The following is a 25,070-nucleotide window of genomic DNA, read 5'->3' as shown; positions in this document are numbered from 1 at the left end:
GATCTGACTTCCAAGGCAGGCTCGGTGCTTGTCTGGATTCTGGTTTAGGAAAGAAAGCGATCATGGTGAACAACGCCCTGCAGAGCCTTTTGATTGCGGTGATGTGCGGCCTTCCTGCGCAGCGAGTGTTCGCGCAGGGAAAGGCGATTGTCGGTGAGAATACCGACTACACCAGCTCGCTGAATAAGCCGGATCGCGTGGAATGGTTTCGGGATCAGGGGTTCGGTCTATTTATTCATTGGAGCGTTGACAGCCAGCTCGGGTTGAGCATCAGCCACTCTCTCGTGGGCGCCTCTAATGATTACGTCGACCACTTCTTCAACGATCTGCCCAAGACCTTCGATCCCACCCGATTCGATCCGTCCGAGTGGGCGCGCCTGGCTCGGCTAGCCGGGGTTCGCTACGTGGTCTTTACGGCAAAGCATCACTCCGGCTTCGGAATGTATGCGACGGACACGACGCCGTTCAACATCATGAACACGCCCTTCCATCGCGATATCACGGCCGAGGTACTGAAGGCGTTTCGCGAGCAGGGTATTGCGCCGGGGCTCTACTTCTCTCCTGACGATTTTTACTGGCTGCACAAAAATGGCAAGATGCTGCAGCGTGGGGTGGAAGCTGTCCAGCCAAGCCACAATCCCGGGCTGCTGCAGTATGACAGTGCACAGCTGAAGGAGCTGTTGACTCACTACGGCCCGATCGATGCGCTCTTCTTCGACGGTGAGGCGACCAGCCTCCGCCAGCTGGCGTGGAAGCTGCAGCCGAACATTGTCGTGACTCGCGGAGCCATGCGGACGCCGGAACAGACCATTCCAGGGCAGGCCTTCGACGAACCCTGGGAGTCGTGCATCACCATGGGAGATGCATGGCAGTACCAGCCCCAGAACGATCATTACAAGTCCGGGCATGAGTTGATCCGTTTGCTGATTGAGACGCGTGCCAAGGGTGGCAACCTTCTTCTGAACGTGGGGCCCAAGCCGAACGGCGAACTGGCGATCGAGCAGGAGGAGCGACTGCGTGAGATTGCCGCGTGGATGTTCGTGAACTCCGAAGCTATCTACAGCGTGCGGCCATGGATCATCACCAACGAGGGCGATGTCTGGTTTACGAAGAAGAAGGATGGGAGCGCCCTGTATGCCATCGTGGATCCCGCTACACCGTGGAAGATAGGCGAGTGGAAGGATGTGGTGCTTCACTCGGTCAAAGCCACGCCCCAGACCGAGATTAGCGTGCTGGGAGCCAACGGTGAAGTCCTGGAGTATGCCCCGAAGGTGATTCCGAAGACGACCTTCCGGATGGAGAGCGACGGCCTGCACATTCACACTATGCGCTCACAGCGGATGCTGGACAACAAGCAGTGGCCAAATCCGATCGTGCTGCGAATCACTCACGCAGAGCCTGCGCTGGTGCCACCGCGAGTGCAGACGGCGGCCTATCAGTGGAACCCTTCTACGGGGAGCTACAAGCTCGAAGGTGAGCTGCTGAATATGGGAGAAGCAACATCACTGGAGGTAGGCTTCGAATACCGCTCTATCGATGGCGAAGATGTCCATGCCCGCACCGCGCCGTGGGTCGCCATGCCGCTCCAGAACCTGACGCATCCGGGAACCTTCTCCGCGGAGCTGACTGGCCTTCCCCCAGCGGCGAACTATGAGTTTCGCGCGGTCGTGCGTCATCCACTGCTCGCGCTGTACGGGGCGGAAAAGACGATGCGCAAGTCTCATTGAGCAGCGTGGGTCTTATCGTGGGTACGGCAAATTTTGTCGACAAGGAGGACAGGTATTCCTCACCTGAAAGGAAGCCTGAACGAACTTGTCTTGCGTTTTCATGTATTTCCGGATTGTCGGGCCACCCGATGCCGCGAGTCCTGCATCTTTCGTGCTAGTGGCAGACGTAATCACCGTCCCTATAGTCGGGAGTGGATCTTTGACGGCCACCGATCGTTAGGACGTGATTTCGCCTTCACAGATTCCCAACGTCGCCAGCAGCGCTTTTTGCGGAGTGGAATCAACCTATGGGCGAGACATCAGCCTCTTTTTGCAAGTTGATCCCGGAGTCAGGGGAATCGATCTCCCTCTCTGAGATAATCTCCGCACTTTCGTTCGCCATCGAGCTGACGGACGGGGCTGTGCACGGTCATGCGCTTCGAACCTGTGTGCTGGGCATGCGCATCGCGGTAGAGGCAGGGTTCACCTCTGAACAGAAAGCAAGCCTCTACTACGCGCTTCTGCTCAAGGACGTCGGCAATGAAGAGGTCTTGGGCCTGCGCTGCGATCGAGGCGCCAGCATCGTAAGCAAGCTGGGAATGGGGTCCCTTGCTGCAGATGCAGTTAATAATCTTGAAGAGCACTGGGACGGATCCGGAACTCCGCATGGTTTGTGCGGTGGCGAGATCCCGAAGCTCGCGCGTGTGGCTGCGGTCGCCCAGCACCTGGACATGTTTTCCATCGGCCGCAACTCCCGTGTCGCGATTGAAACGCTTGAGGAGTGGAGTGGAAGGTTGTTCGATCCGGAGTTAGTGGATGCGGCAGTCGCGCTGCACCGCCGAGGCGTTCTCTGGGAGGGGTGCAGGGGAGAAGACGACCCGCAGGCGACACGAGCCGCCGTCCTGGCTCTCGACCCAAACAAGAAGCACCGCCTGGACGAAGATCAGATCGACAGAATCTGCGAGGCATTCGCAGAGATCGTGGATGCGAAATCTCACTTCACCTTCCGGCACTCCATCGGGGTAGCCGAGCTGGCTCGCGGGATTGCGGAATATCTTCACCTCCCGCCTCATCGTGTACGACTGGTCTGGCGAGCCGCTCTCTTGCACGACCTGGGCAAGCTCAGCATCTCCAACAAGATTCTCGATAAGAAGACGCAACTGACCGATCGAGAGTGGAATATCGTAAGGCAGCATCCCGGCCTCACACGGCAAATTCTCGAGCAGATCGCGCCTTTCCGTGAGATCGCGGTGGTCGCCGGGGAGCACCACGAGAAGCTGGATGGCAGTGGATATCCCAACCGGCTCTCGGCCTGTGATCTTGCGATCGAATCCCGAATCATCGCGGTCGCGGACGTCTATGGAGCCTTGTCTGAAGACAGGCCCTATCGCCCCGGGCTCAGCTTTGCCGAGATACTACCGATCCTGAATGATCTGTCTGGCCGCAAGCTCGATGAGAGCTGCATCGGTGCCTTGCTGTCCTATCTCAGTGATCACACACCGATCGACGTGAGTGCGGAAGTGGGTGCCCGTCGGATCACTCGTTTCTGTGCCTGAGAATTCACACACTCAACTAAGCAGGAAACTCGCTGCCGGTTGTGCAGCCTAGTGCATGTCTGAAGGCGCAGGCCCAGCGTTGCTCGAAAGCGATTGCAGCAGTTCCATTGGAACAGTTGCGGTCAGGATCGCCCGATCCTTGCGCTGGTCCATCTTGATGGATGTCAGCAAACGAATAACGGCTGCGTCCTGTTGATTGCGTGGCTGGATCTGCTGCAACGACTTCAGAAGCCCCAGGAGTACGGACAGCTTCTGCGCGGATGCAGCGGCCTCTTCGGGCGAAGGCAGAATCTCCTCGATGCGCAGCCGCAGCGTACCGGTATAACGCAGGCTCGCGACGAAGGTTGTGTCCTCTGGCAGGGGAAGCTGCAATCCGAAGATGCTGAGGTAGCCGCGGTCGGAGAAGGGCAGGCCGATGTGTCCTATGCCCCAGGCGCTGGACAGGATGGGAACGTCGCGATAGCGCTCCGATAGCAGGGAAGAGCCGGAGAAGGGTGAAGCTGCCGAGCGATGCCGATCGAGGATGGAGTGGATCTGCTCTTCCGTCGGCATATTCGAGGCGGCGATGGAGTCGTAACCGAGCTGGGCGACGCGCAGGGGCCGGGTGACCTCACCATCGTGGATGGTGACGGTGTAGATCGTGTGACCCGCGTAGGTCTCCCGTGCGGTGGCAATGGAGTCGAGATAGCGCGAGAGGCGCTCGCCATCGAATCGACCTTCGAAGACCTCAGAGTAGCCGACGGGTCCGTTCGGTCCATTTGGATCGTCCATTCGATGCAGTGCAAAGGCGGCCGCGTCGATATCGCGTTCGGGAACGATTCCCGTGGCGTCGACGAACTGCTGATACTCCGATGTGCGTGTGACGGGAGTGCGATCGAAGTGTGTCGCCAGCCGCAGGGGCTTGAGGTTCACGTAGACGATCGCGTCGGATTCAGGCAGCAGCCGTGCAGCTTCAGGAGGCGCGGCCTTGCGCAGAAGGATAGCGACGATCAGCGCAACGATCAGCGCTGTCACCAGCAGCAGGGAATATCGTGTTGACTTACGCATCGCAGCGTCGGGTCAGAGAGGAGGAATCTGGCATCCTCTCTGTTTTCTACTCCGTCCGGAGCAAGAGAGCAATGGGATCTATTCCGTGATGGCGAAGGTATAGATCTTTCCGCCGTTGGTCACGTTGCCGGTGCCGGGCGGAAGTATGCCATATTCGCCACCTCCGACTGCGGCACCGACGGTAAACCTCCAGGTGCGGGCGCCTGCTTTGACGGCGTGGAATGGAACCTCGTCACGGTCCGCCCCGCCGGTGGAGTGGAAGACTCCCCCTGTCAGCGACCGGAACTCGCGATTATCGGAATGCACGCGGAAGCGGAGGAAATCGTATTCGGCGATATCGACGCTGGGCGCGGCATAGATGAGGATCTCAATCGGCGCCTGCAGCGCCAGCTTTGATTCGCGCCCGTTGAGGTGCCCGTTGCGATCCTCCTTGATGATTCCGTGGGTCGCTGTAGATTTCAGCCAGCCACCGGATTTGATGTGCACCACCTCTGTCTGCAGAGGCTGCCATGCGCCACTTCGATCTTTGTAATAGGCGCCGATCTCGCTCACTTCCGAAATTGGAGGCGGAGCCGGATCTTCTTGAGCAGTAGTCTCCGTCGTGAGGCGCTTGCGTCCCTTGTTGATCATCGCTGTGATCACGCGTTCGGATACGTTGGCATCTTTGAGATCAATCAGGGCGTCTGCGTCGGTCTTGTACTGGCCGGGCTGTGCCGCAATTGCCTGCAGGATGAGATCGTCGCTGAGACCGGCGCCCACCATCCGAACGATGGAGTCGTTGGTGAGAGTCTTCGCGTGGGCAGGGGAGGTCACCATCGGGCCCTCAGCCGGCTGCGGAGGCTCGGCGTTTTGAGCAAAGCAGGCCAACCCGGAAAGAGCAAAAAACAGCAGACCGGTCATCAGCCGGGAGAGAAACGACATGGAAAACGACCTCCGGAGCAATGATCCTGGGATGTTGGACGGGCCAGAGCCTGCGCCGCAACCAACGGAGATGACAGGAGCTACCGTCATCTTTTGCGATGAATCCCATTGCATCATCTGTCATCATAGAGATAGGCTTTCGACGCAAGCAGGGAGAGCCGGGAGATTTTCTTGATCAGGTTGAAACTGCCCGAAGGGGATTTCAAGGCATATCTGTTCGACTGCGACGGTACCATCGCCGACTCGATGCCACTCCATTACCTCGCCTGGAAGAAAGTGCTGTCGGAGTGGAACTGCGAGTTCGCGGAAGAATTGTTCTACGAGTGGGGCGGCATGCCTGTAGTGGAGATTATCTCCACGCTCAATCAAAGGCACGGCTTGTCGATGCCCATTGAGGAGCTGCAGCGACGCAAAGAGGAGCTATTTTACTCGAATCTGCCCCTGATGAGACCCGTTCCCGAGGTCCTTGAACATATCGAGGCCGGTCATGGCAAGGTTCCCTTCGCGGTGGTCTCGGGAAGCACTCACGACTCGGTACGTGCCTCGCTGACGGCACTGAATCTGCTGGATCGATTCGAGACCCTTGTGTGCGCCGGAGACTACAAGCACGGCAAACCGCACCCCGAGCCTTTCCTGCTAGCGGCGGATCGTCTTGGCGTTGCGCCGGAGCATTGCCTGGTGTTCGAGGATGCGCAGATGGGCATCGATGCGGCCACGGCTGCAGGCATGGCCTCGGTTCGAATCGCCGCTCCGTGGGAGCGCGCTGCCGCTAAGGAGCTGCTGCTGGCCGAGGCTGTGGGAAACCGCTGAATCTGCCTGCCTGCAGTGGTTTGCGACTGACCGGCTGCTGTGCTAAAGTTAGCTCTGCGGCGCACTCTGCGCAGGCACGTCTGCGCGTCAGCCAGCAAGTGTCACAGAGGGCAAACAAGGCTGTTTCGGGCTGGCGTAGCTCAGCTGGTAGAGCATCTGATTTGTAATCAGAGGGTCGGGGGTTCAAGTCCCTTCGCCAGCTCCAGATTCCACAGCCGAAGAAGAGATTGGATTTGGTTGTACTGTCCGGCCGTTCTGGCCATGCAGACCTCCGGAGACCTTCAGGGATGGAAAGCTTGCCTGCACGGGAGCTTGGTCGGGAGCGAGTCCTGACCGGTTGAGGATGTTGTGCGGCGCAAGGCAGGGCAGGGAGTGTGCACAGGTGGCCGAGTGGTTAATGGCAGCAGACTGTAAATCTGCCGCGTTATGCGCTACGAAGGTTCGAATCCTTCCCTGTGCACCACTAAGTTTGGGTAGTTGGTAGAAGCAGTTGCAGGAAGTGACAGGGGAACGTAAGTGGACTTCAGCCCCTCCGGCAGTGGAAGAATGGCAGTTGCGCTGGCCGTGCTTGGGGTTCTGGCGATACTTGCCTGGCGGACCATGGAGCCGGGAAAGTATCAGTCGCTTACGATGGTCCTGTTAGGTTTTTTTGCCTTTCGCGTAGCGCTCGGATGGCTCCGTTCGCGATAGGATAAAAGAGTTTGGCAGATTGGTTTTCGTTGCAGCATGCTGATGTAGCTCAGTGGTAGAGCACTCCCTTGGTAAGGGAGAGGTCATGGGTTCAAGCCCCATCATCAGCTCCAGTTTTCCGAACCGTCCGAAATGGACGGTTCTGTAGTGATGCGGGAGTAACTCAGTGGTAGAGTCACAGCCTTCCAAGCTGTTGGTCGCGGGTTCGATTCCCGTCTCCCGCTCCAAAGAGTTGAAGGTAGCCGCAGGAGAATTAGTTGAGCACGCTAAATGAGCAACCGGTCCTTCCGATCGCAGACCCTGTCGCCTTCGGCGCAGTGAAGTCGGCGATCGAGTCGGCGTTTTCCACGAGCAAGGTCGCAGAGTTCCTGAGGTCGCTCGATCGTCAGGGAGTTCGTATCCGTGACTTCGAAGAGGTCCTCAAGAAGGGCCTCCTGGGAAAGAAGACGGCAGCCGAGTATGCCAGCATCCCCGACGGCGATCAGGGACAGATTCGAGAGTTGTATCTGGCCAGCCTGGAGCGTGTCGCTCCTGAGCTTCGGCAGAGGTTCTTCCGGCTGTACGCGTACTACTGAGACGGTTTTGGAAGTATTTGATGTGAACCCCGCCGGCTTGTGCCGGCCAACTACCAGACGGAGAGAGTAATGGCGAAGGAAAAATTTGACCGGTCGAAGCCGCATGTGAACATAGGGACGATTGGTCACATTGATCACGGCAAGACGACGTTGACGGCGGCGATCACGAAGGTGCTGTCGAAGCACAACCCGAAGAACTCGTTTCGATCGTTTGACACGATTGACAACGCTCCTGAGGAGCGCGAGCGCGGTATCACGATTGCGACGTCGCACGTGGAGTACGAGACGGCGAACCGTCACTATGCTCATGTGGACTGCCCTGGCCACGCCGACTACATCAAGAACATGATCACGGGAGCGGCGCAGATGGACGGCGCGATCCTGGTGGTGGCAGCGACCGACGGTCCGATGCCGCAGACCAAGGAGCACGTGCTGCTGGCTCGCCAGGTTGGCGTGCCGTACATCGTGGTGTTCCTGAACAAGTGCGATGCGGTAGAAGACGAGGAGCTGGTTGACCTGGTGGAGATGGAAGTTCGCGAGCTTCTGTCGAAGTACGACTTCCCGGGCGACGACGTTCCTGTGGTTCGTGGCTCTGCACTGGGAGCTCTGAACGGCGAGAAGCAGTGGGAGGACAAGATCGACGAGCTGATGGAGGCGGTGGACAAGAACGTACCGCAGCCTGACCGCATGGTCGACCTTCCGTTCCTGATGCCGATCGAAGACATCTTCTCGATCTCCGGCCGTGGCACCGTGGTGACGGGCCGTATCGAGCGCGGCAAGATCAAGGTTGGCGATGCAGCACAGATCGTCGGCTTCCGCGACACGCAGGCGACGACGGTCACGGGCGTTGAGATGTTCAAGAAGCAGCTGGACGAGGGTCTTGCAGGCGACAACGCCGGCCTTCTTCTGCGCGGCACGGCGAAGGAAGACGTGGAGCGCGGGATGGTTCTGGCCAAGCCGGGATCGATCACACCGCACACGGTGTTCAAGGGCGAGGTTTACGTGTTGAGCAAGGAAGAAGGCGGACGTCACACCCCGTTCTTCAACGGCTACCGTCCTCAGTTCTACTTCCGCACGACGGACGTGACGGGATCGGCAAAGCTTCCTGAGGGCACCGAGATGGTGATGCCGGGCGACAACATCCAGCTGGAGATCACGCTGCACACCCCGGTGGCCATGGAGAAGGGCCTGCGCTTCGCGATCCGCGAGGGCGGACGAACCGTAGGCGCCGGTACCATCTCCGAGATCATCAAGTAGTCCTTTGCGGACGGCAGGAGACGCGCTTCGCGCATGTTCTGCTGGATGCGAAATTGAATCAGGAAAGCGGCGAGCTCCGGCTCGCCGCTGTTTTGTGGTAGATACAGTTCAAGCACGAATATGGAATCCCAAAAATTAGCGCTGGCATTAGTTGCAATGCTCGCTGGGTTGAGCGCCAGGTCTGCACCGGCGATGTTGCACTACGGAACACCGAAAACAACGCTGACAGGTCATCTTCATGCCAGTTGGCAGTACGGACCTCCTGGATTTGGAGAAACTCCGAAAACCGACCCTAAAGTTTCCTTTGTCTACATAGCTTTGGATCAATCGATCGAAGTATCTCCGAACGCTGGCGTGCCCGACGACGATCCTGACGCGCAGATCGAAAAGAATGTTCCCAGGATTCGTCTCTGGTGCTTTGAACGTCCTGATTGCCAACTTCTCTTACATACGCCATCCACCTGTTCCGTAACCTTGGTGGGACAGCTCCATCATGGCGTCGCCCCACTGGATTTTTATGATGTGACAATGGACGTGGAGGATATTCAAATCGGTCGCTGTGCCAGATGATTTTTGAACTGAATCGGCTTTCCGAAATCCTGGTTTTGGTGGATAATAAATAAGGATGAGCGTGGCCTGACCGCTCTTCTTTCGTACTAAAACTCAGGAGTTGGTTGCAGGGACCATCATCCCCTGCGTCGCGGCGTGTCGGGAGCAATTCCGGCAAGTTGCTTGCCAGTCGAAGTGACTGGCCACGTTTGAAGGAGAAGACAACCATGCGCGAGATCATCACCCTCCAGTGCCCCGATTGCAAGAACCGGAACTATTCCACCACCAAGAACAAGAAGACGACCACGGGCCGGCTTGAGTTCTCGAAGTTCTGCAATACCTGCCGCAAGCACACGGCACACAAAGAGACGAAATAACAGCTCTTAACCGTCTTCGTCGTTTGGAGCGTCCAGAAAATGGACACTCCAGGCGCAAACCGGGGGAGTAAGCTCAACGGTTAAACTGTCGGTCTCCAAAACCGAACTTCTCGGTTCGAATCCGAGCTCCCCCGCCACCTTCCCGGATCTTCGGGCAGGCTGGGAAAAAGAAGTCAGAAGTTACAGAAGATTTGAGGCGGCGTTATGGCCAAGACAGTAGCGGTAGCTGAACAGACCAACACCGGCATGCAGCAGATGAAGTCGCTGCCGGATCGCGTAAGCAGCTTTTTAAGAGACGTACGAAGCGAGATGCGCAAGGTAGTCTGGCCGGCGCGTGCAGAAGTGCAGTCGACAACGGGCGTGGTCATTGTTACTGTCTTCATCTTCGCGGCTTACTTCTGGCTGGTAGACAACATCATCGGGCGCGCGGTCGAAGCAGTCCTCGGCGTAGCTTCAAAATAAGGGTTTCCGCTTAGCGGCGGAGAGGCAGAGACAGAACCACGATGCGTGAAAAAGGCATAACCATGGCGGAAGAGCAGCAGAATCCGGAAGAGCAGAACCCCGACACGCAAATTGCAGGCGAGGATTCGTCCTCCGAGCAGCCGACTGATCAACTGGCGCCTCCGGTTAACGAGAACTTCAAGTGGTACATCATCCACGCTTACTCGGGCTTCGAGCGGAAGGTCCGTGAATCGCTTGAGAGCCGCATCAGTGCCTTCGGTCTGCAGAACAAAATCGGACGCATCATGATTCCGACCGAACCGGTGACGGAGCTTCGCAACGGTAAGAAGTACACCATCGAGCGCGTCTTTCTTCCTGGTTACGTTCTGATCGAGATGGATCTCGACAACGATCTCTGGCATGTGATCAAGAACACACCCCGGGTCACAGGATTCCTTGGTACCGGAGACAATCCGGTCGCCCTCTCCGAGCAGGAAGTCAGCTCCATCATCTTCCGTTCGGATGTCTCGAAGGAGAAGCCAAGCCTCAAGATTAAGTTCGACAGGGGCGAGCAGGTCCGCATCAACGAAGGCCCATTCGCCAACTTCACCGGCGCAGTCGATGAGATCAACGAAGACAAGCAGACCCTCAAGGTTATGGTCAGCATCTTCGGCCGTTCTACCCCGGTTGAGATCGAGTTTTCGAAGGTCGACAAAGTGGTCGAGTAAAGATTTGGGGTCGCCGGAAGTCTGGCGATCTGGAAGTGAGTTGGAAATATTAAATTAAGCGAGTCGGCCGCGAGGCTGCCGCTGGAATCGTAAGAGGATTTACCCGAATGGCACCGAAGAAGATTACCGGATACGTCAAACTTCAGATTATGGCGGGCAAGGCTACTCCTGCTCCCCCGGTCGGTCCCGCGCTTGGTCAGGCGCAGGTCAACATCATGGAGTTCTGCAAGCAGTTCAACGAGCGCACCAGCAAGGACCCGGCTCTGACTGGCCTTACGGTTCCCGTCGTGATCTCTGTCTATGCAGATCGCACCTTCAGCTTCGTCACCAAGACGCCTCCGGCTCCCGTGCTTCTGCTGAAGGCTGCGGGCATCGAGAAGGGCTCCGGAACTCCGAACAAGGAGAAGAAGGGCAAGGTCACCGAGAAGCAAATTCTCGAGATCGCCAAGCAGAAGATGCCGGACATGAATGCCGCTTCGGTCGAGGCTGCCGCCAAGACCATTCGTGGCACCGCTCGTTCGATGGGCATTGAAGTTCTCGCCTAAGAGCGCTCGATAGAGCATCAACGAGTTTCGGAGAAGACACCTGGATAGAACCAGGTGTCTTTTTCCTTTTAGCGCGCCTTCCGTCAAAGATCAGGTTTTGTTGCCGCGGCCGACGAAGCGGTAGATGGCGCAGAGCTCGTCTCCGGTTGAGCCGTATTCCGTCTGCTGGGCGATGGCCTCGAGATCCGCAGCGTGATCGTCCGGGCTCATGAGAACCTGTCCCTGCCACAGAAGCTGAAAAGCCGGATGCTGGTTGAGGACTGCTCCATGCTCCGCGTTCACGTAGAGAATGTCGAGATCGCCGGCGCGGCCAAGGAACGCCGACTCGATGCGGCGGAGCAGCGCTTTGAGCACCGGATCTTCGAATGGGTGGAAGAGGAAGATGATCGCAGGCATCGCGGGCAAGGGCACGTTGAGGGCATCGTCCTCGATGATCTGAATGGGCGTGATTGCGCCGGAGGTTGGGTCAGAAGAGTGAGCCTGAAGCCAGATGGCTGCATTGGCTTCGGCGATCGCCGCCATGGCAGGATTCAGCTCCACGCCGATGACCTGCCGAAAGGGAAATTGACTGGCGAGGAGAACGGCCCTGCCCTTGCCAGCACCGAAATCGAGAAAAGTGTAGTCGGTGATGTGATGTGAAGGTGCGGTCTCTCTCCACTTTTCGACTAGGGAACGAAGGATTGAGGGCGCGACGGCATAGTACGCGGTGACATGCTCGTCGTTGGGATGTCCGGTGACGAGATCTTTCGCCGGAACGAGACCGCTGGTATCGGTTCCATACGTCTGGTCGAAGGGATGAATGGGAATCGAGGTGGGTTTCAGGAGATCGCGGGGACGGATGGGCTGCACCTTGGACCGGGTGGACTTCGAAGACATAAGCTCCTAGCGGATCTGAACGAGATTGCGGTTGCCGTCCAGACCTAGAATACGGCGGCCTGCGGGAGTAATCTGCTGGGGGTTCCAGACCGGCTCCGGGACGAAGGCTACAGTGACGTCTCCAGCCTCTTCCAATCCTGCCAGACGATTGCGGATCTGCGCGCCGAGCTGTGCCTCGGAGTCATCGGTTGGATTGGTCAGCGAGAATTCCACGCGAATACGGTGCTTCTGGGGCACACCCGCAATGCCTGCGCCAGGGGCTTGTGGGTCGGGAGCGACCTGCACCGACCGAACAAGGCCGAGGTCAACGATGTTGCAGGGCAGTGCGGGATCGTAGCAGTCGCCGAGTGCGGAGAGGATGTCAGATTCGGTCAGCATTCCTGCTCTGATGATAGCTGTTGCCTGTGCTGCAGCGAACGGGTGCTAAAGTTGCGGCATGGAGATTCTGCAGGTGCTGCATGTCACCTCGGGCATCGGCTGGGTCCAGCTGGGGGGCAGCCGGCGCAGCAGATCCGTTCGGGGGATGTCGTCGTGATCGAGGCGAACAAGAATCACTGGCACGGAGCGGATGCCACTCACACGATGGTGCACCTGGCAATGCAGGAGTCGGACGAGTCCGGCAAGAACGTGGTCTGGGGCAGGCACGTGACCGACGAGGAGTACCGTGGAGCGCGGCAACTGGACGGAGATACCGTTGCCTGACATCCTTTCGGTCGCAGGGTGGCAGGGACTTCGGCCCAAAACTTAAAAATTGCCTTCTTTTCTACCAAACCGGTAAAATCCTGAATCGTTCGAGGATGTCGCATCGTCTTGTCTAAAGACAGTTTAACTATGCGCATCTTTCGATTTTTTTGCATCTCTCTTCTTCTTCTTTCATCGATTCCTGCGCTATGCGAGCAAGTCTCCGCGCCGGAGCCTCAGGCCGGAAGTATTATCGGCACCGTAACCGATACGAACGGCGATATCGTGCCGGGCGCGACCGTTACGCTTGATGGACCGGACGCATCCGGCCGAGCTGCCGTCTCCACAAACGATGATGGATTCTTTGTACTCAAGGATGTTCATTCCGCTGTCCCTTATCGAGTTAGAGTGACGGCGAAGAACTTTGCGGACTGGACCTCACCTGCAGTTACCCTGAAACCGGGAGAGGACTTCGACCTGGCGCAGATCAAGCTGACAATTGCCGTGGTCGAGACTACGGTAAGTGCGGTCTCCATAGAGCAGCTTGCTGCGGAGCAGGTAAAGGCTGCAGAGAAGCAACGCGTCTTAGGCGTCATTCCAAACTTCTACGTCGCCTACGATCCCAGAACCGTGCCGCTTACGACCAAGCTGAAGTTCCAGCTTGCGACCCGGACAGCAACGGATGCAGTCACAATCGGCGGAGCTGCGTTTCTTGCCGGCGTGTACCAGGCGTCGGATAATACCGCTTTTGTCCAGGGAGCGAAGGGCTATGGCCAGCGCTTCGGAGCTGTGTATGCCAGTGGCGTCACCGACATCATGATCGGCGGCGCGATTCTTCCCTCGCTGCTGCACCAGGATCCGCGTTATTTCTATCAGGGGACTGGAACGAAGAAGTCCCGTTTTAGTCATGCGATCTCGGCTCCCTTTTGGTGCAAGGGGGATAACGGCAAATACGGGTTCAACTACTCCAGCATTGGGGGTGATCTGGCTTCGGCTTCGCTATCGAATATCTACTATCCGCCTGCGGACCGTGGAGCGAGCCAGACTCTCACCAGTGTGGCGGTCACGACCGGCGGACGAATCGCCAATGCGCTGGCCCAAGAGTTTATTCTGCCCCGGTTTACCCACCATTCCAAGACTCAGGATTAGCTGAGCCATCCGGAGCGATGCCTCTCCGGATGCGCGAGCCGAAACCTCAGTGCTTGCGCTCCACGAGATAGCTCGCCAGCGCCTTTAAGGTCTCCGCATCCTTGCCAAAGGGTTCGAGGGCGGCGAACGCATCGGCAATCAGTTCCTCGGCGTCTTCGAGCGACCGTTCGATACCGAAGACGGCGGGCCAGGTGGCCTTGATGCTGGCTGTGTCCTTACCGGCGGTTTTACCCAGCTCCTCGGAGCTTTGAGTCATGTCCAGAACATCGTCGACGATCTGGAAGGCGAGACCGGCCTTCTCGCCGAAGACGCGCAGGCGGCCGATGGTGTCGGCGTGGTGGTCATGTTCGGATTGAGCGAGGCCGTAGAGGCCGCCGGAGACGATGCTGGTGGTGATCAGGGCTCCGGTCTTGGCGCGATGGATGGATTCGACCAGCTCCGCCGTGGGAGCTTTGCCCTCCGATTCGATATCAACGACCTGGCCGCCGATCATACCGGGAGGAAGAGGGCTGTTGGGACCGACGCCGGTGCCGATGGCGAGGGAGACCTCACGGAGGATGGGGACGGTCGTTGCCGGAGGTACGGGAAGGGCGGCGATGGTCTGGAAGGCGAGGGTCTGGAGAGCATCGCCGGCAAGGATCGCGATGGCTTCGCCGAAGACGACATGGCAGGTGGGCTTTCCGCGGCGAAGGTCGTCGTTGTCGAGCGCGGGCAGGTCGTCGTGGATGAGGGAGTAGGTGTGGATCATCTCGATGGCTGCGCCGAGATCGGCTGCGCCCGAGGGAATCTCTCCGGCTCCTGAGGTCATGCGTGCGACCTCCATTGCGAGGATGGGGCGAAGACGCTTCCCTCCGGCAAAGATGGAGTGGCGCATGGCGCGATGGATGGAGTGGGGCAGGGTATCGGGAGAGGGCAGAAGGCGCTCGAGAGCGGCGTCAGTAAGCTCGACACCAGAGCGAAGCAGATCATTTACGGAGGGGTTCATCTGATGGTGATGATAAATCAGGGTGAAGGGTCGTTCCTGTTTAGACGCGGCGATGCTGCCGACGTTTCTTCAGAATCAGGCCAGCCAGCGTTATTCCTGAGAGTGCGGAGAGGAGATAGCCGAGCTTCTGGTCGGGGAGAGTGGAGTAGGTGACCTCGATGTGCGATGGTCCTGCAGGCAGGGGGATGGTGATGAGGCCGTCCCGGCGGGGCAGGCGGGTGGTGATGAGGCTTCCGTTGCGGGTGATCTCCCATGCGGGATAGTTGCGAAGGTTGAGGATCAGATTGGTTGGAGTCGCCGGAGCGAGATTTAGGTCTCGCGGGGCGGGTTCGGGATGAGGGGAGGCGGGAGCGGGAAGCGAGGGATTTTCTGCTAACCAGTATCCGGCGTTTTGCTGGTTAAGGAAGTCGTTGTCGGCGGTGCGGGGGGTGTACTCGTCGGTGGGGTCGGTACCGGGGTTTGGGGATTGGAAGATGGCGAGGCGCTCGGCGACGGTGTCCTCGGGATAGCAGTACTGGTGGAAGGCGTGATACCCGGTCAGGCTGAGAACAGTGGCGGCAACGAGGGCGACCAGAGTGCCGGGGAGGCGGACGCGGGAGAGCGTCAGGGCGAGGCTGAATCCGAAGGTGACGCCGAGCACGGCCAGGAGGCGCCAGGGGAACTGGAGGAACTGCAACTCGGGAAGGTGACGCCAGAGCGGAGCGGAGATCGGGGTGAGCATCGCGAAGATGACGACCGGCAGGAGCAGGAGGATGGTACGAAGGCGTCCGGTGAGCCTGAGGTCGGTGGAGGAGGTCGGTTCCGTGGCTTTCGAGCGCGCGAGAAAGAGACAGAGAAGAACCAGCGCGTTAAGAGCGAACAGCGTCACGGCGACGATGGAGGCGATGCGGAGAACGGCGTCATGCTCGGGATCGGCGGTGTGCTGGAAGAGGAAGTTGTCCCAGGGACGGAGGCCGGGAAGGATGGCGAGGTTGATCTGGACCAATCTTCGCTCCCACGCCGCAGGCAGAAGGTAGAACCCGCTGAGCCCGAGGCCGAGCAGGGTTGCGATGGCGGAGTTCAGGGCCAGCCGAAGGGGTGAGGCCTCCCCGGGAAGGACGATGCGGATCAGGACGATGAATGCGATTCCATAGCAGCCCATCACGGCGGCGGGGGCGTTGCTGAGCCAGAGCAGGGCGATAGGAACGGCGAGGGCCGGGATGCTGACTCGCTTCTCGAGAGCGGCGTGCAGAGCGAGCGGAAGCCAGATGGCGGCGAGCAGCTCGGCGTAGGCGGTGCGTTCGTAGGCGGTGTAGAGGATGTAGGGGTTGGCCAGATAGACGGCAGCCGCGATGAGAGAGGCATTGGGGGAGACGTAGCTGCGTACTGCGTGGTGGAGGGAGAGTCCGGCGAGGGTGAGGGCGAGCCAGGTGAAGGCCATGGGAGTCCATGTCCACGGCATGAGTAGGCCCAGGGCGGCTCCCAGGAGCCAGGAGAGGGGAGGGTAGAAGACGAAGCGGGGTTCGCCGGCGTTCCAGGCGGGGGTGTCGGCCCAGCGGGGGAAGGTTCCGTGGGCGAGCTGGCGGGCGGCTTCGAACCAGTTGATGATGTGGAAGTCAAAGTCGTGCCCGCAGGAGCAGCCGTGGAGGATGAGGGGTGCGATAGCGATGAGCGCGGCCACGGGAATGAGGATCAGGGGCCGGCGGTCTCGAGGCATGGATTCAGGGTATCGCGAAGGGGTGGTCGGTTGGGAGGTTTGGCGGCTTGGCTGGCGTGTGTCTTTGCACGGGGGCTGTTGGAGTGGTTCTCTTGGTGGAGGATGGGGTGGAGAAGCAGGTCTCTCCACTACGCGGCTTTGGCGCTTCGGTCGAGATGACACTTTTGGTTTGGTGCTTCTTGTCTGCTTGGCGCTAAATCGTCTGGGTCTTTGCGGGAAGCTGTGGCGGTAGGTTGGTTCTCGTGATGGGGAAATGGGGTGGAGACGCAGATCTCTCCACTACGCGGCTTCGCCGCTCCGGTCGAGATGACACTTTTTGGTTTGGCCATTTCTTCCCGCTCTGCGCTTTCTTACCCGCCTGGCGCTCATCCATAGCCCGTTTTTCAGTTTCTTACTTGGCGTTTCATGGGAAGTTTTGCTTCGGGCATTTCGAGTGTAGAGACGCCCACGGCCCCGCAGGCTGTGGGATGGGTGGCCCGATCGCGGGGAGTAAGAGTCCCGGTCTACTGGGGCTGAAGCGTCAGGGTGTGGCGGGTGGCCGCGTTGACGGCGGGTGTGGTGAAGGGCATCGGGAAGGTGGTCCCGTTGTACCAGGCGGGCCACTGATCCATGAACCAGGGGCTGGCCAGATTGCCGGACTCTCCTAGGACGAGATTGAAGGTGGATCGGTCGATGTCGGAGAGGTCGGCGGTGAAGCGCTCGGAGGGGCCGAAGGTTCGGCCTACCTGCTTGATGGTGCTGGTGTCTCCGCTGAGCGGTTTGACGCCGGTGCCGATGGGAAGGTGAATGAGCGCGCGCAGGAAGGCAGAGCGGGAGAAGACCGGGTGCTCGAGGTCGATGGGGTAGGCCTGCCCGTGCTGCCAGCGGGAGAGATCGCTGGGAGCATGGGCGTCGGCGAGGCCGCGGTCGACGGCCGCGGTGAGAAGCTCATTCCAGTTGGTGTAGCCGGGTGGCAGCCAGCGATCGGGTGTGTGCATGATGATCTGCTCGGCGGCGTAGCTCTTCTCGCCCCAGGTGTAGAGCTTCCAGAGGGGAAGGGAGTCGCCCTGCACGTCAGTCTGGAGCTGCGAGCCGAGACGGGGCTCGAGCAGAAGCCGCCACAAGGCCTCGCGGGCGGCGTTGACGATGGGAGGCGCGGGGGAGCTGGCATCGACCTGCCCGTTCCAGTTTCGCAGCAGGTCGGCGGCCTGGTGGAGGCGCTTGTCTTTGGTCGTGGAGTGGTCGATGGAGTAGGCGAGCCGCTGGGCGATGTTGTGATCGAGATCGGAGTAGACGTCGGTCTGGAGGGTGAGCATGTCGGCCGCAGTGAGGTGTTCGCGGCTGAGGAGGACCTTCCAAATACGCTCGTTGCGGTAAGGCGCGGCCCAGTTGAGGGTGAGGGTGTAGGGATAGGAGTCGGGCGAGATACGGGCGTTCGCGGTGGCGAGGACGCCGTTTGGAGGATCGAAGGACTGCGGCAGTTGCACGAAGGGAACGTAGCCGAGCCAGTCATAGTGCCCGGTGACCGCATCGACGGGTACAGGGCTGAGCGGACTGGATGGCGGGGTCGACGGAGCAGCAGTCGCGGCAGCCCCCGAATCCGGGGTGGATGGGACAGGCTGTGGAGAGGGTGCCGGGGGTGGCGTCGTTAGAGATGAATGCGCGAGAGGGTTTCCGCGGATGGGGATTGCGCCTACGGCGTGGTAGCCGATGTGCCCCTGATCGTCAGCGTAGACGACGTTCTGAGAGGGGCCGCCGAAGTCGGCGAAGGCGGCGAGGAAGCTGGGCCAGTCAGTGGCCGAGGCGATGTGGAAGAAGGGAGCGGAGAGAGTCGATGGATCGTAGATGGTCCAGCGCAGCGCTAGGGATCGCTTCTCGGAGGGGAGGAGGGGAGAGATGATGGGGGTGGGTTCACCGCTGTGGAGGGTTGAGGTGACATCGAGCTCGACGTCAGGTTTGCCGCGAACGTGGATGATCTCTGTCTGGTGCAGGATGGAGTGCCAGGCGCCGTCGGCTGATTCGAACTCGGCTGAGGAGCCGGAGCCGCGGAGATGCTCGATGAAGACATCCTGAACGTCGGCGCCGAGGTTGGTAAAGCCCCAGGCGATGTGGTCGTTATGGCCGACGATGACGAAGGGGAAGCCGGGCAGGGATGCTCCCGCGACGTGGAAGCTGCCGGAGGCAGCGGGAGCGGCGAGGTCGGTCTGATACCAGGTTCCCGGCACCGAGAGCGAGAGGTGCATATCGTTGGACAGCAGCGGCTTTCCAGTGGCGGTGCGGGTCCCGGAGACAGCCCAATCGTTGGAGCCTGCAACGCACCCGTCGCAGGCCGGAGTGCGCAGAGCCTGGGACAGCGCGAGGATATCGGCGGGGGACGCGCCGGGCAACTGGGGGCGGCGGAGCTTGGTTTGGGACTCGTCCAGCGGGATGTCGGGGAGCTCCTGAGGAGCGGTGAGATCGACGACGGGCTGTTCGGGCGGGTGGTCGCGCCAGGAGCCTACAGGATAGAGATCGTCGACGAGCTGCGGCGGGAGGCGCGCGGTGATGGCCTCGCGGCTGAGACTGGTGGCGAAACGGTTGGTGAGGTCCTGATACATGACCAGTCCGATGAGGATGGAGTCGCGAGGGGTCCAGGGGGCCGGACTGTAGCGCAGGACACGAAACTCGAGGGGAAGGTGGTTCTGCTGGATGGCGATGGAGGCGTTGACGCCACGGGCGTAGGCCTCGAGAAAGTGAAGCTGCTCTTTGGGGAGGGCGGAGACGGCGCGGTCGGCGGTGGCGCGAAGCTGCAGGAATCGCTGGATGCGGTCGTGCTGCAGGAGAGACGGCCCCAGGATCTCGGCGAGATTGCCGGCTGCGTGGCGGCGGAGGAGATCCATCTGGAAGAGACGGTCCTGCGCGGTGACGAAGCCCTGAGCGAAGACCAGATCGTCCATGGAGGCGGCACGGATGTGGGGAACTCCGTGAGCGTCGCGCTGAACGGCGACCGGAGCGGAGAGGCCGGGAACGGCGAGAGCCCCTTCGATCTGCGGGAGCGAGGATGTGAGGATGTAGTGAACGTAACTGCGGGCGGCGAAGAAGGCCGTGAGTCCGAGGATGAGCAGGATGGAGAGGCCGATGGTGAAGTACCGTGAGAGGCTGTGCGGCTGGGCAGAATCGTCGCGTCGTCGACGCTTGATCAGGATCGGCTCATCTTGGGGCTGAGGAAGACTCATCGTGTTATGGAAAGTCTAAATGCAGGGCGATGGTGGAACGGAAGGCTTTGCTGTGCACTGCTGCGGAAGAGAGCGCGACACGAGGGGGGCAAGTTTGTTTTACTGAGGTCGAGACAGCACATACAGATAAAAGGGGAGAGCCACTTTGGAGTCAGTCGTCAGTCTGCATGCAGTAGAGAGAGTCGGGCTGCTGCTGCTGCTTATGGTGGCGGGCTTTGCGGTGATGGCGCATCGGCTGAAGGTGCCGTATCCGATCGTGCTGGTGCTTGCGGGGCTGGTTCTGAGCTTTGTGCCTCACATGCCGAAGATCCCGCTGGATCCGAATCTCGTATTCGTGATCTTTCTGCCGCCGCTGTTGTATTCCGCGGCGTGGACGGTCTCGTGGAGGGACTTTCGGAAGAACCTGCTGATCATCTCCTTTCTGGCAATAGGGCTGGTCGGGTTCACGGTGTGGGGAGTTGCCGAATTTTCAGACCACTTCATTACAGCGCTCGACTGGAAGGCGGGATTCCTGTTGGGTGCGGTGCTATCGACTACGGACGCGATTGCAGCGACGTCGGTGGCGAAGACGCTGGGACTGCCGCGCCGTATCGTGGACATCCTCGAGGGCGAGAGTCTCTTGAACGATGCGACGGGCCTGCTGGCGCTGGAGGTGGGATTGCGCCTGCTGGAGCAGGGGAATCTTCCGTCGGTGGAAGAGGGAATATTCCGGCTGATCTACCTGATCCTCGGAGGGCTGGGGATCGGGTTGCTGATCGGCTTTATCGTCTCGAAGTTCGAGCGCTTCATCGATAACGGACCGATCGAGCTGGTGTTGAGCCTGATCATTCCTTATACCGCCTACCTGGCGGGCGAGGAGGCGAAGGCTTCGGGCGTGCTCGCAGTAGTGGCGGCAGGACTGTACCTGAGCCGGCAGAGTGCGCGGCTGTTCTCACCCGCGGTGCGGATCCAGGTGATGGGCGCCTGGCAGGCGATGACGTTTGTGCTGAACGGAATCGTTTTTCTGCTGATCGGGCTGCAGATTCCGTATGTGCTGGCAGGAATCCAGGGCGGGTTTACCCGGCTGACGCTGGTAGAGTATGGCGCGATCTTCAGCGGGATGCTGATTGTGCTGCGACTGGTATGGGTGACGCCTGCGATCAGATTCTCGAACGCAATGCGGAAGTGGCGGTATCCGCAAGAAGAGGACATTACGCAGCGGGAGAGCTTCGTCATCGGATGGACGGGCATGCGGGGCGTTATTGCGCTGGCTGCCGGTCTCTCGATTCCGGAGTTCATCAACGGAGTGGAGTTCAGACAGCGGAACCTGATCGTCTTTCTGACTTACTCGGTGATCCTGGTAACGCTGGTGCTGCAGGGACTGACGCTGCCTTCGGTGATCCGGGCATTGGGGCTGGCGGGAGAACATGGAATTGAGCCGGAGGAGCGCTATGCTCGCGAACAGGCGATCAGGAACGCAATCGCTTATCTGGAAGACGGGAAGCGTCAGGCGGCGGACGGTCTTGAGCATGCGTACGAGGACCTGATCGATCGCTACGAGCACAGACTGGCCGAGGTGAGCGACGAAGAGGATCGTGAGGCATCGAAAGCAGAGGTGTATCACGCGCTAAGTCGCGCGGCACAAGCAGCGGTGCAGGTGGAGCGGACGACGATCATCGGGCTGCGAGATGAGGGACGGATCAGCGATGACGTGCTGCGAAGGCTGGAGCGCGAACTGGATCTGGAAGAGACAAGGTTCGAGCTCAAGAAGTAGGGGTCGAGGCAGGTGGCAAGGTCTCCGCGGTGGTTTCTAGCTGATGCGAGAGTGCAGGCATCTGGAGGGCGTAGCTCTCTTCGGGCCGTCGCTGCGAGAGGTGGATGACGGCGACGAGGAGAAGGAGCGGAATGAGGCAGAAGATGCTGCCCTCAGGGCCTGTGGCTCCGCCGCTCAGCAGGGGAGCGCCGACGGGATGGGTCTGGAGCAGGCGGTGATCGAAGAGCGCCCCTGAGTCGGAGACACCGAAGAGTACGGACTGGCCATAGTCCCAGGCGGCGTGCAGACCGATGGCCCACCAGAGCGATCCCGTTCGCCAGAGGCTGAAGCAGAAGACGAGCGAGGCTGCGCCGGCGCAGATGAGGCCTGCGGGGCTTTCCCCGGGATTGGATCCGTGAACGGCACCGAAGCCGAAGGAGACGACGACTGCGGCGATCCAGAAGCCGACGGTGCGGGGATCGGGGTCACCGGGAAGAAGCGGTGCGACTCCGGAGAGGCCGCGGGCGAGGGTGTATTGGAGATAGCCGCGGAAGAGATACTCCTCAAAGAGTCCGATGGCCAGAAAGCCAGGTATCCAGAGCAGAAGGTAGCGGGCGACCTCGGAGCCGAAGAGGAGCCGCTGGTCGATGATGAGCAGGCCGGAATTGAGGAGGATGAAGACGAGGAGCGAGATCGCAATCAGGCCGGTGACGACGCCGTAGAGCATACGCGAGGCTTTGCGGCTGCCTCCAAGACCGTAGACGGCGAGCGGACGGTGTTCTACCCGGGACATGATCACGGTGACGATTGCGATGGCGAGGAAGGCGGTGGCCTCGGAGAGGAAGACGGACAGCGGTCCCGGGGTGTGCTCTACCGTGTGGGCGGGAACGAGATGCGTGATGCGAAGCGCTGAGGAGAATCCCCACATGAGCGCGAGGAAGAGGATGAGGGCAATCAGAAGGCTCCACCCGGCGCGCAGACCAAAGGGGCCGAAGAAGATGCGCGAGAGCGGATGCTGCTCCTGGTCGATGGGGATGATCTCGGACAAACGGGCCTCTTCTCCTGGTTTTCAGGAGAGAATACAGGAAGCCGTGCATCGAGGGGAGCGTATCTCCAGAGGTGCGGGGCTTTGATCTCGGGGAGAAGATCTGGTGCGAAGATAGCTTCCGCACTCGACCAGTTGCCGATGACGATGCCTGCGGGACTTGAGGACTCGTCGAGGGGATCGGATATGCTAGAGGCTTCGGACGCGGCCATGATTGCGTTCGTCTCATGAGGGATTTCGTTTGGATTGCAAGGTCTTTTATCACGATAAGTGTTTCGATGGCGCATGCTCGGCGTCGGTGTTTACGCGGTTTTACCGGGAGTGCATAAAGACGGGTACGGAGTTCGCGTATCACGGCCTGGTGCACCGGGCCGGTGCGCTGTTTGACGAGGGCGAGTTTATCGACGGCGACAATGCGATCGTCGACTTCAAATACTCTTCTTCGAAGAAGGTGACGTGGTGGTTCGACCATCACCTGAGTGCATTTCTGACGCCGGAGGACCACGCGGATTTTCAGCGGGGGCAGGCGGACGGCTCAGAGACGATGCGGAAGTTCTACGACCCCAACTACATCTCGTGCACGAGCCTGATTGCACATATCGGTGCGACGAAGTTCGGCTTCAATGTAGAGCCGTTGCAGGAGCTGATCTACTGGGCCGATATCGTCGACGGGGCCAAGTACGATAACGCGACAGCGGCGGTCGACATGGCGGCTCCGGCGATGAAGCTGACGATGGTGATCGAGAGCACACAGGATGCTTCGTTAGGCGAGAAGCTGATTCCGTTACTGACGGAGATGCCCCTGCAGGAGGTGCTAGACCAGCCGTTTGTGCAGGAGCTGCTGGGACCACTGATGGAAAAGCACAGGGCATCGCTCGAGCTGATTCGCGAGCGCGCCTCGATGGAGCGAGGCGTAATCACGTTCGATATCACTGATCATCCGACCGAGGGATACAACAAATTTATTCCGTATTATTTATTTCCGGATGGGACGTACAATGTCGGCCTGAGTAAGTCGTCCTTCCGGACGAAGGTGGCTGTGGGAACGAATCCCTGGACACCGCTGCCTGCGGAGAAGCTGGCGAACCTGGCCACAATCTGCGAGCGCTATGGCGGCGGCGGGCACGCCAGGGTGGGGGCCATCAGCTTTCCTCCGGACCGGGAGGAGGATGCACGCAAGGCGGCACAGGAGATTGTTGCCGAACTGCGGGCGCGAGAGACGGCCGGCTGAGCGGGAGAAGCAACCGGAGTCGGACGACGATGCTCAGAACGCCTGGAGGTCTGAGATGAATCCTGTCCTGTGGGGTGGAGTTGTCGTTGTTTTGCTGATCGTGATCGCCGGGGTGACGATGAGCAAGACCAGATGGGGGAGATCCGGGCTGGATGAGCGCCCGACCGCTCTGCCTCACAACCGTGGCCGTGTCAGTGGACATGATGATGATTAGGCCAGTTCATCTCCGAATTGCTTGAGCGGTTGTGTTCCTGCATGAGAAAACCGCTGCGCCTATGGACTGCGGTTCGCGCTTCCGCGCGAATGGCCCACTCATGCGATGGATCCGCATGAATGGGGCATCCGGCCGATCCATTAAAGTACAAACTGAATCCTAAACCATAGGCCCGGTGGTCAAATGAGATTCAAGATGCGACTCATCTTCACGCTATTCATGATGTTGACGGTCGCAGTCACTCAAATGCCTGCTCAGACAAACGAAATTGAGAATCTTTTCCGCGACCTAAGAGCAAAGGCCGCTGCCGGAATAACGAACACCGACGAAGCTGATCCCGTACTCGACCGATTCGCGCAAGCTAGTAGAGAAACCGTTGCAGGAGACCTGCCGGTGATTCTCAACGCAACCAGCGATCCCCATGCCTCCGTCCGTGGTATAGCAGCGTTGGCCTTATGGAAAATAACAACTCGTCCTGACGGTCAGGCATTACTCTCAGCACAAACCGCGACATTCACCGCACTTCTTACTGACCCGGATATTCCAATCAGAAGAATTACCGGGTTGGCGATCGATAATTTGCGATTGGACGCCAACTCGCCACTCGTGCCAGTTCTCCAAAACTATCTCGCCAGAGAGGACGCCGTCTCAACCATTGGCGCGGGCGTAGCTACGCTGCTTATAAAAGCTGCTCCGAACGATGCCAATAGTACAAATGCTGTTGTGCAATTCATGAGACGCACGGATCAAACCTCAGCTAGTCGCAGTACCTTACTGAACGCTATCGCCCATGTTGCAAGGTCCCACAACCGCGCGATCGGAAAGGAAGTTGCCCGTTATGCGGATGATCCCGACGAACAGACGAGCTCCCTTGCAATAGAAACTCTCCAATCGATGGGGAAGGATGTCGTTTTAGATAATCAGCAGTCTCTTTCCCGAATTGCGGCGGATACCGGAAGGACGCCGAGTGTGCGCGCCGCAGCGACAAAGGCACTCTCGGCAGTTCCTCAAAGTTGAAATCAGCGGAAGCTCATCACGCCTAGACCCCAAGGTTAACGAGTTAGC

General features: G+C 59.6%; 25 protein-coding genes and 5 tRNA genes. 22 read left to right on the top strand and 8 right to left on the bottom strand.

What is annotated here, in order from left to right; genetic code table 11:
* Positions 1 to 62: 62 nt before the first annotated feature.
* A complete protein-coding gene (locus tag JAO29_RS12190; protein WP_334268493.1) occupies positions 63 to 1,727 on the top strand; it encodes an alpha-L-fucosidase in 1,665 nt (554 codons plus the stop codon).
* A gap of 287 nt (positions 1,728 to 2,014) precedes the next feature.
* Positions 2,015 to 3,262, top strand: a complete 1,248-nt coding sequence (locus tag JAO29_RS12185; RefSeq protein WP_334268492.1) for an HD domain-containing phosphohydrolase — start codon at positions 2,015 to 2,017, stop codon at positions 3,260 to 3,262.
* A gap of 48 nt (positions 3,263 to 3,310) precedes the next feature.
* On the opposite strand, the gene JAO29_RS12180 is transcribed toward JAO29_RS12185, so the two are convergent.
* Together JAO29_RS12180 and JAO29_RS12175 are read right to left on the bottom strand one after the other, a co-directional pair.
* Positions 3,311 to 4,309, bottom strand: a complete 999-nt coding sequence (locus JAO29_RS12180; protein ID WP_334268491.1) for a hypothetical protein — start codon at positions 4,307 to 4,309, stop codon at positions 3,311 to 3,313.
* Positions 4,310 to 4,387: 78 nt separating this feature from the next.
* Entirely contained in the window at positions 4,388 to 5,230 is an 843-nt protein-coding gene (locus JAO29_RS12175) for a hypothetical protein (protein ID WP_334268490.1), read from the bottom strand.
* 171 nt (positions 5,231 to 5,401) lie between these two features.
* Here JAO29_RS12175 and JAO29_RS12170 point away from each other — a divergent pair, with 171 nt between their 5' ends.
* From JAO29_RS12170 to rplK, 14 genes are all read left to right on the top strand, one after another.
* Positions 5,402 to 6,040: an HAD family hydrolase gene (locus JAO29_RS12170; RefSeq protein WP_334268489.1), complete on the top strand. Its 639-nt coding sequence runs from the start codon at positions 5,402 to 5,404 to the stop codon at positions 6,038 to 6,040.
* Between the two features lie 129 nt (positions 6,041 to 6,169).
* Positions 6,170 to 6,245: transfer RNA gene (locus JAO29_RS12165), tRNA-Thr, on the top strand.
* Between the two features lie 171 nt (positions 6,246 to 6,416).
* Positions 6,417 to 6,503: transfer RNA gene (locus JAO29_RS12160), tRNA-Tyr, on the top strand.
* A gap of 83 nt (positions 6,504 to 6,586) precedes the next feature.
* Positions 6,587 to 6,730: a hypothetical protein gene (locus JAO29_RS12155; protein WP_334268488.1), complete on the top strand. Its 144-nt coding sequence runs from the start codon at positions 6,587 to 6,589 to the stop codon at positions 6,728 to 6,730.
* Between the two features lie 38 nt (positions 6,731 to 6,768).
* Positions 6,769 to 6,843 (top strand) — tRNA-Thr (locus tag JAO29_RS12150).
* Between the two features lie 39 nt (positions 6,844 to 6,882).
* Positions 6,883 to 6,957, top strand: a tRNA-Gly gene (locus tag JAO29_RS12145).
* Between the two features lie 30 nt (positions 6,958 to 6,987).
* Positions 6,988 to 7,305, top strand: coding sequence for a hypothetical protein (locus JAO29_RS12140; RefSeq protein WP_334268487.1), 318 nt, complete (start codon positions 6,988 to 6,990; stop codon positions 7,303 to 7,305).
* 69 nt (positions 7,306 to 7,374) lie between these two features.
* Positions 7,375 to 8,562, top strand: a complete 1,188-nt coding sequence (gene tuf / locus JAO29_RS12135; protein WP_334268486.1) for an elongation factor Tu — start codon at positions 7,375 to 7,377, stop codon at positions 8,560 to 8,562.
* 120 nt (positions 8,563 to 8,682) lie between these two features.
* Positions 8,683 to 9,132: a hypothetical protein gene (locus JAO29_RS12130; protein ID WP_334268485.1), complete on the top strand. Its 450-nt coding sequence runs from the start codon at positions 8,683 to 8,685 to the stop codon at positions 9,130 to 9,132.
* Between the two features lie 206 nt (positions 9,133 to 9,338).
* A complete protein-coding gene (gene rpmG, locus JAO29_RS12125; protein WP_158786509.1) occupies positions 9,339 to 9,488 on the top strand; it encodes a 50S ribosomal protein L33 in 150 nt (49 codons plus the stop codon).
* A 61-nt stretch (positions 9,489 to 9,549) separates the two neighbouring features.
* Positions 9,550 to 9,625: transfer RNA gene (locus tag JAO29_RS12120), tRNA-Trp, on the top strand.
* A 67-nt stretch (positions 9,626 to 9,692) separates the two neighbouring features.
* The gene (gene secE, locus JAO29_RS12115; RefSeq protein WP_334268484.1) at positions 9,693 to 9,950 is read left to right on the top strand and encodes a preprotein translocase subunit SecE; all 258 of its coding nucleotides are present in this window, start codon (positions 9,693 to 9,695) and stop codon (positions 9,948 to 9,950) included.
* A gap of 41 nt (positions 9,951 to 9,991) precedes the next feature.
* Positions 9,992 to 10,657: a transcription termination/antitermination protein NusG gene (gene nusG, locus JAO29_RS12110; RefSeq protein WP_334268483.1), complete on the top strand. Its 666-nt coding sequence runs from the start codon at positions 9,992 to 9,994 to the stop codon at positions 10,655 to 10,657.
* Positions 10,658 to 10,764: 107 nt separating this feature from the next.
* On the top strand, positions 10,765 to 11,202 hold the full coding sequence (gene rplK, locus JAO29_RS12105; protein WP_334268482.1) for a 50S ribosomal protein L11: 438 nt from the start codon (positions 10,765 to 10,767) through the stop codon (positions 11,200 to 11,202).
* Between the two features lie 90 nt (positions 11,203 to 11,292).
* On the opposite strand, the gene JAO29_RS12100 is transcribed toward rplK, so the two are convergent.
* Positions 11,293 to 12,078: a class I SAM-dependent methyltransferase gene (locus tag JAO29_RS12100; RefSeq protein ID WP_334268481.1), complete on the bottom strand. Its 786-nt coding sequence runs from the start codon at positions 12,076 to 12,078 to the stop codon at positions 11,293 to 11,295.
* A gap of 6 nt (positions 12,079 to 12,084) precedes the next feature.
* On the bottom strand, positions 12,085 to 12,456 hold the full coding sequence (locus tag JAO29_RS12095; RefSeq protein ID WP_334268480.1) for a metal-sulfur cluster assembly factor: 372 nt from the start codon (positions 12,454 to 12,456) through the stop codon (positions 12,085 to 12,087).
* A gap of 51 nt (positions 12,457 to 12,507) precedes the next feature.
* Between JAO29_RS12095 and JAO29_RS12090 the strand changes: the two genes are divergently transcribed.
* Together JAO29_RS12090 and JAO29_RS12085 are read left to right on the top strand one after the other, a co-directional pair.
* Positions 12,508 to 12,780 carry a hypothetical protein gene (locus JAO29_RS12090; RefSeq protein ID WP_334268479.1) on the top strand — a complete coding sequence of 91 codons (273 nt, stop codon included), beginning with the start codon at positions 12,508 to 12,510 and terminating at the stop codon, positions 12,778 to 12,780.
* Positions 12,781 to 12,909: 129 nt separating this feature from the next.
* Entirely contained in the window at positions 12,910 to 13,908 is a 999-nt protein-coding gene (locus JAO29_RS12085; protein ID WP_334268478.1) for a carboxypeptidase-like regulatory domain-containing protein, read from the top strand.
* Positions 13,909 to 13,954: 46 nt separating this feature from the next.
* On the opposite strand, the gene JAO29_RS12080 is transcribed toward JAO29_RS12085, so the two are convergent.
* The 3 genes from JAO29_RS12080 to JAO29_RS12070 form a co-directional block, all read right to left on the bottom strand.
* On the bottom strand, positions 13,955 to 14,893 hold the full coding sequence (locus tag JAO29_RS12080) for a polyprenyl synthetase family protein (protein WP_334268477.1): 939 nt from the start codon (positions 14,891 to 14,893) through the stop codon (positions 13,955 to 13,957).
* 40 nt (positions 14,894 to 14,933) lie between these two features.
* On the bottom strand, positions 14,934 to 16,589 hold the full coding sequence (locus JAO29_RS12075) for a 6-pyruvoyl-tetrahydropterin synthase-related protein (protein ID WP_334268476.1): 1,656 nt from the start codon (positions 16,587 to 16,589) through the stop codon (positions 14,934 to 14,936).
* A gap of 503 nt (positions 16,590 to 17,092) precedes the next feature.
* Positions 17,093 to 19,783 (bottom strand): penicillin acylase family protein, encoded by a 2,691-nt coding sequence (locus JAO29_RS12070; protein WP_334268475.1) that lies wholly within the window; start codon positions 19,781 to 19,783, stop codon positions 17,093 to 17,095.
* 145 nt (positions 19,784 to 19,928) lie between these two features.
* On the opposite strand from JAO29_RS12070, the gene JAO29_RS12065 reads away from it, so the two are divergent.
* Positions 19,929 to 21,536, top strand: a complete 1,608-nt coding sequence (locus JAO29_RS12065) for a Na+/H+ antiporter (protein ID WP_334268474.1) — start codon at positions 19,929 to 19,931, stop codon at positions 21,534 to 21,536.
* Here JAO29_RS12065 and JAO29_RS12060 read toward each other — a convergent pair.
* A complete protein-coding gene (locus JAO29_RS12060) occupies positions 21,526 to 22,563 on the bottom strand; it encodes a CPBP family intramembrane glutamic endopeptidase (protein ID WP_334268473.1) in 1,038 nt (345 codons plus the stop codon). The genes JAO29_RS12065 and JAO29_RS12060 overlap by 11 nt on opposite strands.
* Positions 22,564 to 22,801: 238 nt before the next feature.
* On the opposite strand from JAO29_RS12060, the gene JAO29_RS12055 reads away from it, so the two are divergent.
* The 3 genes from JAO29_RS12055 (at position 22,802) to JAO29_RS12045 (ending at position 25,022) form a co-directional block, all read left to right on the top strand.
* On the top strand, positions 22,802 to 23,791 hold the full coding sequence (locus JAO29_RS12055) for a DHH family phosphoesterase (RefSeq protein ID WP_334268472.1): 990 nt from the start codon (positions 22,802 to 22,804) through the stop codon (positions 23,789 to 23,791).
* A 55-nt stretch (positions 23,792 to 23,846) separates the two neighbouring features.
* Positions 23,847 to 24,005 carry a hypothetical protein gene (locus JAO29_RS12050; RefSeq protein ID WP_334268471.1) on the top strand — a complete coding sequence of 53 codons (159 nt, stop codon included), beginning with the start codon at positions 23,847 to 23,849 and terminating at the stop codon, positions 24,003 to 24,005.
* Between the two features lie 183 nt (positions 24,006 to 24,188).
* A complete protein-coding gene (locus tag JAO29_RS12045) occupies positions 24,189 to 25,022 on the top strand; it encodes a hypothetical protein (RefSeq protein ID WP_334268470.1) in 834 nt (277 codons plus the stop codon).
* Positions 25,023 to 25,070: the final 48 nt, after the last annotated feature.

Origin of the sequence: Edaphobacter sp. HDX4 (assembly GCF_036877565.1) — a bacterium.
Classification (GTDB): Bacteria; Acidobacteriota; Terriglobia; order Terriglobales; family Acidobacteriaceae; genus Edaphobacter.
This window is presented reverse-complemented; position numbering and strand designations above follow the sequence as displayed.

Coding starts and splice junctions, on each gene's coding strand:
- JAO29_RS12190 (WP_334268493.1), top strand. CDS start 63: ATGGTGAACAACGCCCTGCAGAGCCTTTTGATTGCGGTGATGTGCGGC.
- JAO29_RS12185 (WP_334268492.1), top strand. CDS start 2,015: ATGGGCGAGACATCAGCCTCTTTTTGCAAGTTGATCCCGGAGTCAGGG.
- JAO29_RS12180 (WP_334268491.1), bottom strand. CDS start 4,309: ATGCGTAAGTCAACACGATATTCCCTGCTGCTGGTGACAGCGCTGATC.
- JAO29_RS12175 (WP_334268490.1), bottom strand. CDS start 5,230: ATGTCGTTTCTCTCCCGGCTGATGACCGGTCTGCTGTTTTTTGCTCTT.
- JAO29_RS12155 (WP_334268488.1), top strand. CDS start 6,587: ATGGCAGTTGCGCTGGCCGTGCTTGGGGTTCTGGCGATACTTGCCTGG.
- tuf (WP_334268486.1), top strand. CDS start 7,375: ATGGCGAAGGAAAAATTTGACCGGTCGAAGCCGCATGTGAACATAGGG.
- JAO29_RS12130 (WP_334268485.1), top strand. CDS start 8,683: ATGGAATCCCAAAAATTAGCGCTGGCATTAGTTGCAATGCTCGCTGGG.
- rpmG (WP_158786509.1), top strand. CDS start 9,339: ATGCGCGAGATCATCACCCTCCAGTGCCCCGATTGCAAGAACCGGAAC.
- secE (WP_334268484.1), top strand. CDS start 9,693: ATGGCCAAGACAGTAGCGGTAGCTGAACAGACCAACACCGGCATGCAG.
- nusG (WP_334268483.1), top strand. CDS start 9,992: ATGCGTGAAAAAGGCATAACCATGGCGGAAGAGCAGCAGAATCCGGAA.
- rplK (WP_334268482.1), top strand. CDS start 10,765: ATGGCACCGAAGAAGATTACCGGATACGTCAAACTTCAGATTATGGCG.
- JAO29_RS12100 (WP_334268481.1), bottom strand. CDS start 12,078: ATGTCTTCGAAGTCCACCCGGTCCAAGGTGCAGCCCATCCGTCCCCGC.
- JAO29_RS12095 (WP_334268480.1), bottom strand. CDS start 12,456: ATGCTGACCGAATCTGACATCCTCTCCGCACTCGGCGACTGCTACGAT.
- JAO29_RS12085 (WP_334268478.1), top strand. CDS start 12,910: ATGCGCATCTTTCGATTTTTTTGCATCTCTCTTCTTCTTCTTTCATCG.
- JAO29_RS12080 (WP_334268477.1), bottom strand. CDS start 14,893: ATGAACCCCTCCGTAAATGATCTGCTTCGCTCTGGTGTCGAGCTTACT.
- JAO29_RS12075 (WP_334268476.1), bottom strand. CDS start 16,589: ATGCCTCGAGACCGCCGGCCCCTGATCCTCATTCCCGTGGCCGCGCTC.
- JAO29_RS12070 (WP_334268475.1), bottom strand. CDS start 19,783: ATGAGTCTTCCTCAGCCCCAAGATGAGCCGATCCTGATCAAGCGTCGA.
- JAO29_RS12050 (WP_334268471.1), top strand. CDS start 23,847: ATGAATCCTGTCCTGTGGGGTGGAGTTGTCGTTGTTTTGCTGATCGTG.
- JAO29_RS12045 (WP_334268470.1), top strand. CDS start 24,189: ATGAGATTCAAGATGCGACTCATCTTCACGCTATTCATGATGTTGACG.